This window comes from Pedobacter gandavensis (genome assembly GCF_032677645.1).
Lineage (GTDB): Bacteria > Bacteroidota > Bacteroidia > Sphingobacteriales > Sphingobacteriaceae > Pedobacter > Pedobacter gandavensis_A.
The window spans coordinates 284,135-294,208 of sequence record NZ_JAVTSB010000009.1 but is presented as its reverse complement, the minus strand read 5'-3'; the positions used below and the strand labels follow the sequence as shown (position 1 = coordinate 294,208).

5 protein-coding genes and 1 tRNA gene are annotated in these 10,074 nt (G+C 36.0%); 4 read left to right on the top strand and 2 right to left on the bottom strand.

Features of this window, described 5'->3' with window-relative positions; translation table 11 throughout:
- Window positions 1–269: 269 nt before the first annotated feature.
- Window positions 270–343 (bottom strand) — tRNA-Met (locus tag R2Q66_RS16765).
- Window positions 344–1,063: 720 nt separating this feature from the next.
- Here R2Q66_RS16765 and R2Q66_RS16760 point away from each other — a divergent pair.
- The 3 genes from R2Q66_RS16760 to R2Q66_RS16750 all read left to right on the top strand — a co-directional run bounded on the left by R2Q66_RS16760 (window position 1,064) and on the right by R2Q66_RS16750 (window position 4,282).
- Window positions 1,064–1,444, top strand: coding sequence for an START-like domain-containing protein (locus tag R2Q66_RS16760; RefSeq protein WP_182961866.1), 381 nt, complete (start codon window positions 1,064–1,066; stop codon window positions 1,442–1,444).
- A gap of 30 nt (window positions 1,445–1,474) precedes the next feature.
- Window positions 1,475–2,914, top strand: a complete 1,440-nt coding sequence (locus tag R2Q66_RS16755; protein ID WP_316751073.1) for an LptF/LptG family permease — start codon at window positions 1,475–1,477, stop codon at window positions 2,912–2,914.
- Between the two features lie 156 nt (window positions 2,915–3,070).
- On the top strand, window positions 3,071–4,282 hold the full coding sequence (locus tag R2Q66_RS16750; protein ID WP_316751069.1) for a bifunctional 3,4-dihydroxy-2-butanone-4-phosphate synthase/GTP cyclohydrolase II: 1,212 nt from the start codon (window positions 3,071–3,073) through the stop codon (window positions 4,280–4,282).
- Window positions 4,283–4,286: 4 nt separating this feature from the next.
- Here R2Q66_RS16750 and R2Q66_RS16745 read toward each other — a convergent pair whose 3' ends face one another.
- A complete protein-coding gene (locus tag R2Q66_RS16745) occupies window positions 4,287–8,663 on the bottom strand; it encodes a translocation/assembly module TamB domain-containing protein (RefSeq protein ID WP_316751065.1) in 4,377 nt (1,458 codons plus the stop codon).
- A gap of 116 nt (window positions 8,664–8,779) precedes the next feature.
- Here R2Q66_RS16745 and tsaD point away from each other — a divergent pair, with 116 nt between their 5' ends.
- Window positions 8,780–9,781, top strand: coding sequence for a tRNA (adenosine(37)-N6)-threonylcarbamoyltransferase complex transferase subunit TsaD (gene tsaD, locus R2Q66_RS16740; protein ID WP_316751062.1), 1,002 nt, complete (start codon window positions 8,780–8,782; stop codon window positions 9,779–9,781).
- The last annotated feature ends 293 nt before the right edge of the window (window positions 9,782–10,074 follow it).

Sequence of the window (10,074 nt, the reverse complement as noted above, 5' to 3'; positions counted from 1 at the left end):
GTCTTCAAGTTCGATCTGGAAAGTCTCACTATCCTCAATAACCCCCTTAAATTCAAAATTCTCTAGTATAAAATCTGGCAGAAATAATCTGAGTAATGATGCTGTAGCTGATGGCATAAATATAAAACTGTATAAAATACAAAGCTATATTTTTAACGCCTCCTCCACAAGTTTTGGGATTGATCCGATTGATCCTTGAAAACAGCCTCTACGTTTATTTAAGGCATAAAAAAAGCCTTTAGGTTTAAATCTAAAGGCTTTTAGTCTAGTAGCGGGGAGCAGGATCGAACTGCCGACCTCAGGGTTATGAATCCTGCGCTCTAACCATCTGAGCTACCCCGCCGGGCGTCTTCTTTCTAACGAGCTGCAAATATAGGATAATGGTTTGAAATAATGAAAGAAAATATGAAATAAGCTTCTGGATATTGATTTCGTTTTGATAATGAGTTAGTTATTTTTCTGTGTGTTTGTAGAAACACAAATGGGTTACAATCAGTTTAGCGGTAGTTATATTTTGACTTAGTCCAGTTTGCCTAATTTTAACTGTAGAATATTAAAATTGTAAATTGATCTTTTCATTGAAGGATTTTTATTTAGGATACTATTTTACGGTTGTAACGTGTTTTACGAGGAAGGTTGCAGCCAGGATATCCTTAAGTTAAGAAGGAAATGATTATATCACTAGTTTAATTAAGTCTTTATCAAACAATTATTTCAAATAAAGGGTTCTCACTTAGAAACTGAATTACTAGAATTGAATGTTTTAAGTAAGGTAGCTTTTTTGAAAGACTCGCTAATGTCGGTTTCTTGAAGAATCATTGCGAATAATGATCTTGTAATGCTGATTTGTCACTGTGCAAAATTACTAAAAGTACTTTTGCAAGTTGTTTATGAAGTGAGTCTTTAGGTATTGAAAGGCTTAAGTCTTGGATGCGTTAAAGCTGTGTGATACTCCGCGAGACATCTTCTTTTGCAAAGAGTTGCATATATAGAATATATTACTTTTCTTTAGAAATATATAGATAAAAAATTGTCCATTAATTTAGAATGTAAGGATCCATCGATGTCAGAAAAGAAAAAGTTTACGTTAGAATATGAATTGAGATCTTCCCCACGTATTTTGTTTAGCTTCATTAGTGAGCCAAATGGCTTATCTCAATGGTTTGCCGACGATGTAATTTTCCGTGATCAGGTTTATACATTTACATGGGATGATGAAGTACAAAAAGCGAAGCTTTTGAGTATTAAAGAGAATAAATTGGTGAAATTTAAATGGATTGATGATGAACCACATTGTTATTTTGAAATGGAAATTGTTCAAGATGAGTTAACAAACGATGTTGCGCTATCTATAACTGACTTTGCGACTGAAGATACGCTCGCAGAGAGAACTTTAATATGGGATAATCAGATTACCTATTTACATAGTGTGTTAGGAGCATAATTTTTCAGTTGCTTTGTTTACCTTTGCATATTGAAAAAGATTCATTTACTTCTGCTCAAAGCATTTATTAGGCCTTTCTTCGTCACATTTTTTATTGTGATGTTCATATTATTGATGTTTTTTTTATTTAAGTACGTCGATGATTTAATTGGAAAGGGCTTTGAATGGTATGTGATTCTGGAGTTGATGTATTATGCATCAGCTGCAAATGTTTCCATGGCGCTTCCACTTTCGATTCTTTTGTCTTCCATAATGACCTTTGGTACATTGGGTGAGAATTATGAGTTAGTAGCTATTAAGTCTGCTGGCGTATCGCTTCAAAAGGCAATGATGCCTTTATTGGTCCTGATTATTTTTATTGCTATCGGCTCATTTCTGTTTTCTGATGTGATGTTGCCAAAGGCGAATTTAAAATTCGGCTCTTTACTGTGGGATATAAGAAATAAGAAATTATCCTTTTTAATTAAAGAGGGGGTATTTAATAATAGTATTCCTGGTTATTCAATTAGAGTAGATAAGAAAGGTGATGACGGGGTTACTTTGGAAGGAGTGATGATTTATGACCATACCAGTAATAATGGTATCGCGAAGATCATCATTGCTAAAGAAGGAAAAATGGCTAAAGATGAAAAAAATCTTCTTTTAAAACTAAAGAACGGGGTTCGGTATGAAGAATCTAGTGGTGAGAATTCCTCTTATAATCCTAGGCAGCAGTTCACCCGGATGCGATTTAAAGAAACTGATCAGAAATTTGATATATCAAGTTTTGAAATGAATAGAACAGATGAGCAGGGATTTAGAAATAATACCCAAATGCTTAATTTGAAGGGATTGGTCAAAAAACAGGATTCTTTAACAAAAGAATTAGATAGTCTCAATAAATTTGCCGGCATGACTGTTTCTAGTTACTTTAAACAGAATAACTACGTAAAAGGGTACACTAAGGTTAATGTCACTGAAAAGAAGGTCACAGGGCCTGTATTGAGTTCGTTGCCCGCTGGAGATAAGTTACGGGCTATTCAGTCTGCCATAGATCAGGCTAATTCTGTTAAACAAACTGTTTCCGCCAGGTTAACGGATCACGATGATAGGATTCGTAGCCTTATAAAGGTTCAAATCGAATATCAAAAGAAATTTACTTTAGCAGCATCATGTCTTCTTTTGTTTTTCATAGGTGCACCACTAGGTGCAATTATTAGAAAGGGTGGATTGGGATTGCCGGTTGTTATGGCAATTGTTTTCTTTTTAATTTACCATATTATTGCTACAGTAGCTGAGAAATCTGCAATAACAGGCTCATTAGCTCCATTTTTTGGACCTTGGCTAGCGATTATCATACTGTCTCCAGTTGGCGCATTTCTAACCTATAAAGCTACTGTAGATTCTGCGTTGTTTGATGTAACGGCACTTAAGCAGTTGATTGTAGGTTTATTTAAAAGGAAGAAAGAACAGACTGAGAAGAATACATAATAAAGGCCAATCATTGATTTAACCCGTAAATATTCATTACTTATTTATGATATTTGGGCAAAGGAAATTGAAAAGGAAGGTTGTAACTTTGTACTTAATCTTAATAGTTAAACAAGCAGCTGATCTTAGTGTTTGTGTATAGATATATTTCAAAAAATGGAAATCAAACTAAATGCAATAGAAGAAGCTATTGCTGAAATACAAGCTGGTAAAGTAGTTATTGTTGTTGATGATGAGGACAGAGAAAATGAAGGTGACTTCCTGACTGCTGCTTCAAATGCGACTCCTGAAGTGATTAACTTTATGGCGACCCATGGAAGAGGATTAATATGCGCTGCTTTAACAGAACAGAGATGCGATGAGCTTGGTTTGGAGCTTATGGTTGGTAAGAATACAGCGGCATATGAGACAAACTTCACGGTTTCTGTTGACTTAATTGGATATGGATGTACAACAGGCATTTCTGCTTCAGATCGATCAAAGACTATTCAAGCATTGATCAATCCAAATACAAACCCGGATGAATTAGGTAAACCAGGGCATATTTTCCCTTTGCGCGCTAAAGATGGTGGAGTATTGAGAAGATCAGGTCATACCGAAGCATCAGTTGATTTGGCAAGATTGGCTGGCATGGCACCTGCTGGAGTTTTGGTGGAAATTATGAAAGAAGATGGAGAGATGGCCAGATTACCGGATCTGATAAAGATTGCTGCTCAACACAATCTCAAAATAGTTTCAATAAAAGATCTTATTGCCTATCGATTGAGTAAAGAAAGTTTAATTCAAGAAGAGGTGACTGTTAACCTTCCTACACAATGGGGAGATTTTAAAATGACGGCGTATACGCAATTAGATACAGGAGCAACCCACTTGGCAATAAGTAAAGGGGAGTGGAAAGAGGATGAGCCGGTTATGGTAAGAGTACATAGTTCATGCGTTACCGGAGATATCTTTGGCTCTTGTCGTTGTGACTGCGGTCCTCAATTACATAAGGCGATGGAAATGATCGATAAGGAAGGTAAAGGACTTATCGTATATATGAACCAGGAAGGAAGAGGTATTGGACTAGTTAATAAATTAAGATCATACAACCTTCAGGATGCTGGATTTGATACCGTAGAAGCTAATATTAAATTAGGTTTTAAAGGTGATGAAAGAGATTATGGCGTCGGTGCACAGATACTGAGGGCTCAGGGTATTTCAAAAATGAGATTAATGTCTAATAATCCGACAAAACGTGCTGGTCTGACTGGCTACGGATTGGAAATCCTTGAGAATATTTCGATAGAGATTGAAAGTAATATTCATAATGAACAATATCTGAGAACCAAACGTGATAAAATGGGACATCAGATTATGAAGGGATAACCTGTTATCTTTTTCTATTGTTCTTCTGCTGTTCTTTAAGAATAGCATCTTTGTTAATTAATTGCCTGGTTTTAGGAGTTTCTCCTTGCCGGGCTTTTTTCTTTTGATCCCTTTTGTATTGGCCAGTGATTTTTCTTAGGAACTCTCTAAAACTATCAAATTGTTGCGTATAAACTAAGCCTAATGCAGTTACATTGTTATTTTGATTGATACCTGAAGTTGTAAAGATAGTTTGTTGAGTAGGTGGTTTATTGGATAGTTTACCCACTAGCGTTCCATCCTTTTTTATTAATCCAAGTACCTCAACTTCACCACCTACATTATTTCTCGAAAATCCATTAAGGGATAAATCATTGGTGCTTCCTCTATTCACAATACCTGCATTTAAGACCAGGCGGTCATTAAATAACCTGAAAGAAGCATTTGCCTCTGTTAATGATCGGACATTGAAATCAACAAAATCAAGGTTTAAAGAGGATAGGACATTATTAAGCTGATTGAACAATAGCTCTGTTGCGGTACTTGTTACTCCACTTGTCAGTTGTTTTCCGAGATCTTCATTCCCTGTTCCAGGGGCAAAACTTCTTCTGATAATTAAGCTCAAAGCCTGGAGATTCAGGTTGTTTGAGTCATTGAAATAGGCTTGCATTTCCTCTTTGATGGCAGGATTTGAAGGAAAGAATATATCCAGTTTAATATCAGGTTTTAATAACAGGCCAGATAAGCCCATCTCTACTTCTGTTAGTACACGCTCATCTTTGTTGTTGCCATCTCTATTAGCAGCAGTGTACAGGTCTCTCAGGCTTGTTCTAAGCGAATAAATGGCCTTCAATTGTATTTGTGCCATGGTAGGATTGCCAGTCCAACGGATAGTCCCACCTTGCCTGATATTGAACTTCTTATTAATTACTTCCTGAGCGGTGAAATCGAAACTACCGTTTTCAATGATATAATCTCCAGACATATCAAAATCACCCTGACTATTGATTTTCAAAGTAAGGTCTGTCGCATTTCCTCTTCCGCTTAGATTACCTAAACTGGTAAATATATTTGCAACACTATTCGGATCCACATCTAGTTTTAAGTTCATCGTAAGGCCATCGAAACTATTTTGTTTTTTTATGATCTTAGTCGTGTCTTTACTTACGAATGTGATGAAATCTTTACTGGAAACGGTTTCAGAACTATTCAAAGGCAGATTAAAAACCGTTCCTTTTTCAGTTTTGGCATCAATATCAATGTACATTCGATTGGTTGGGCCTTTAAAAATGAAAGTACCGGTACCATACGCCTGTCCATAATAAACCGGGTTGTCCTTTTCCGTTGTATTTAGCGCCATAAAGTTTTTAGCCGTCACTACCGCGTCTATTGTTGGATTATCCAGGTTATTTAAATCTACGGTACCATTTGCTATAGCTTCATTGTTATCAACGTCTACCAACTTCAGATTATGGACTTTGATGACACTATTGTCTATCGTTACCTGATCATTTAAGGTATAAGCAGTTTGCAGGTAATTAATGGTCATTTTGCCTTTGTCAAATGATACCTCACCATTAATAGCAGGTTTTTCAAATGGGCCTTTGACCGCAAGATCAGCAGAAATATTACCCTTTAATTTTGAAACCAATTTCTTGACAAAAGGCTCCAATACAGCCATTTCTATTTCATCCAATTTAACATGAAGATCTATTTCTTTTTTCTCGAGATCAAGATTTCCCCGTGCTTTTAAGGTTTCTTTATCACGGGTCATGATTGTAGTATAGATATTGGCCACATTTTCTGCCTGATGAAAAGAGGAGGTATCGGTTAAACTTCCAATATAAGTATCGTTAAAACTCAGGGAATCTATGGTGATATTATCCGTAATCTTTGGAGATTTCAGTATATGGTGCAGCTTTGTTTCTCCGTTCAATTTCCCTGCGAGTTTAACACCAAGGGTCTTTATAAAAGGATTTATAGTTTTAAGGTCGAACTTGTCAAAACCAACCAATAATATATCTGCGGGGTCATTGGAAAGAACGCCGTCTATTGTTAATACCTGTGGACCATTGCTGAGGTCAAAATTGTTGATTTGTGTTTTTCCTTCATGGAAGCTAATTCTAACCTTTTCCTGAATTTTCCAATCCTCATTATTAATTTTCAAAATAGAAGGAAGAATGGTGATACGACCTATGGTATCTGTAGCAAATTCTACCAGCCCATTTAAATCCAGTGAGTTGGCATCATCAGCGTTTGCGAGTTTGACATTGAGAGTTAAGCTGTCATTTCTAAGAATGTTTGAGATATTCACGTTTTTGATGTACAGACTATCGTTAAGGTCAACACGATCTGAGGTAATAATGGCTTGCAGCTGGTCAGTTGAGGTATTTTCATCGACAATAATATTATTAACGACTATGCCTTTATACTTTAGTTTTTTTACAAAACCATTTACGGTGGCTACACTTTTTTGGGAGTCAAAATTCCCAAGAAAAACAGCTTGATCTTCTATTTCCAAACCAGGGACCAGGAGCTGTGCAACAGGTTCGAACTTTTTAATTCTAAGGTCGAACTTGAAGATCTGATCTTTATAATTAATGATGTCGGCTTTTAGCGATGGAATATATGTTTTTGCAAGTGCCTTAAAATAGGAGGGAAGTGTGTTTAGATCGTACTGGCCTTTAATACTCGCATCTAAGATATCCGAATTGATGGTTAAGTTTCTTTCTTTTCCTATGCCACCGGCACTTAGTTGTATCGAATCAATATGGTAAATACCTTTGACATTATTCAATTGAACATGTTGCAATAAAAGATTGCCCTGAATATTATCTAAGTTGTTTCCGGTGAAGTTCGTACTAAACACAGCCTCTATTTGAAGAGAATCTTTGTATAGTTTGAGTGCTCTTAGTCTGGCTTTTTTAATGTTAGCTTGAAAATTAAACTCAGGAAGTTTTCCATTTAGGTTTACGCCACCATCAAAAGCCATAATGAGGTTTTTGTCATCAACTTTCAGGCTACCGTCGAAATACTTCTTTTCAAAAGTTCCGTCAATTTTAACATTTCTATACCTATAGTTGTTAAAATCAATGTAGTCAATATCTCCATCCAGTCGTTCAGTCAGATTTTTGATTTCTGTTCCCCGGCCTTTAATATTTAGTGCTGCTGTAATTTTGCCCAGGCTTTTTTCATTAATCAGATTACCTAAGTTAAAATCATAAGTTTTGACATTTCCAGAATAGGAAGGGACTCCTTGTTTGTCAATTTTCATATTGACATCAGAGACCAGGCGTCCAAGTTTTGTTTTAAACTCGCCATAGGCGATAAAATCATTTTGGAAGCCAGTAAATGAACCATTGAAGTTTACATTGCCGAATTTGGAGACTATTTCAGGGATTTTCTTAGCTTTTTTTCCGGTCACACTGGTAAGCAACTCGTCGAGGTCTTTTTTGTTGGTCCCAGCCATTTCAATTTTAAGGTCCATAAAAGTTTCCTTTAAAACCGGAAGACCTTTAAGGTTAAAATCACCTTTAATATGCGTTGCTTTACCTGCTTTTATAGAAAGGTTCTTGGCCCGCAGGTTTTTGACCAGACCAGTGATTTGGCCGTCTACATCTATTTCTAAATTCATCTGATCAAGTTCAGACGTAAAGAACGATACATCACGGGAAGCGATGTGGCTATTTTTAAAACTAGCCTTCATCTTAACTTTATTTATGTAATCTCTGAAGTCTCTGTATCGGTTAAAGCTCATCTTGAAATAATCTTCTAACCTGGAATGATTTGTCTCTAATAATAAGCGCTCCAGCTCTATTTTATTGCTGTCTACTGTAGCGAAGGTGCTTAAGTTTTTAAGATAAAAGCCACTCTTTTCTTTAAATGTCAGGTTTTTGATTTCTGCCTGAAGGATGTGATCCGTTGTGTTTAATTTTTCAAGGATACCATTTAGGTTACTGAGCTGTACATCTTCAAAATCGACACCTTTCACCTGGTTGTCATACTTGTAGTTTTTATATTTAAAACCGAAGTTATTTAGGATAACCCGGTCGAAAGTAACTTTGTAAGGCTTCTTCTTTTTAACGGAAGGAGTTCCTGAATCAAAATAATCGATAATGAAATCTAAGTTAGTAGATCCATCTTTATATGTTTTAAGAAAGAAGGTTCCGTTATTCAGTTGTACAGTATTGATGTCAACAATTCTTTTTTCTAAAGAAAGCTGATTTAGATCTACTAAAAATTTGGGTGTATTTAACAGCGTATCCTTTTGTTTATCGAGTACAAGTAAGTTCTCTAAAACAAGAGATTTAAATGGTTTTATGTAAATTCCTGATAAGGATATGGTTGTATTGAGTTCTTTTGATAAATAATCGGCAGCTTTTTTTGCGACAAAAGTCTGCACAGGCTTGAATTGAAGCGCGAATAATAGAATCGCAACTAGTAATAACACTGATGCAACAAACCAAAGAAGTATTTTTAATAGTTTTTTAATAGTTTTGTAGCTTAATAATAATCATTGTGCCAATAATACTCGCTATAGAATCTTCTTGTGATGAAACTTCGGTTGCTATTTGTAACAACGGCAAAATTACTGCCAATGTTATTGCAAACCAAACAATTCATGAAAATTATGGTGGTGTAATCCCTGAGCTTGCTTCAAGGGTACATCAACAAAACATTGTCCCTGTTATACAGCAAGCCTTAATTGATGCTAATGTAGACAAAAAGGAACTAAATGGTGTCGCTTTTACACGTGGCCCCGGTTTATTAGGCTCCTTGCTGGTTGGAGTTTCCTTTGCGAAATCATTCGCGCTGGCTCTGGATTTACCTTTAATTGCGGTAAATCATATGCATGCGCATATTTTGGCGCATTTTATTGAAGATCCTAAACCATCATTTCCTTTTTTATGTTTGACCGTTTCTGGCGGACACACTCAAATTGTGCTGGTGAAGGATTACTTTGATATGGAAATTGTGGGGGAGACCCTGGATGATGCAGCTGGTGAAGCGTTTGACAAAACTGCGAAAATATTAAATCTTCCCTATCCAGGTGGACCTTTGATAGATCTTCATGCAAAATCCGGAAATCCATTAGCTTTTAAATTTGGCGAACCTCAGATCAAAGATTTGGATTACAGTTTCAGTGGGTTTAAAACCTCCATCTTATATTTCATCCGAAAGCAAGAAAAGGAGAATCCGGACTTTATATCGGAACATTTAGATGATATTTGCGCTTCGGTTCAACACAGCATTGTTCAGATTTTAATGAACAAATTGAAGAAAGCGGCAAAGCAATATGGAATTAAGGAGATTGCAATTGCCGGAGGAGTTTCTGCAAATAGTGGTTTACGGGATACGTTGCAAAAAACAGCTCTGGACTTAGGTTGGAATGTTTATATCCCTGCTTTTGAATATTGCACGGATAATGCGGCAATGATTGCTATTGCGGGCTATCAGAAGTATTTGAATGCAGATTTTGTGGAACAGGATGTTGCTCCAATGTCCAGGATGAATTTTTAATATAAGAACAGCTAATTATGAGTGCTACGAGTTTTATTTTTTTCGGCTTAATGCTGATTCCCTTCATCATTTTTATCATATGGTTGGTAAAGCAGGATAAACAAAAAAATTATCTTGGTTTAGCCGTTTTGATTGCGGCAATTATTGTGGCCATTATCGTCGCCATTTATGTTGACGCAAAATATATGAAGCTTCAATAAGAATTTGACGGTCTATAATTTAATAGATTCAGCTATAGATAACAAAAAAGGGCGATCAAATTGATCGCCCTTTTTTGTTATCCTAACCCTGAC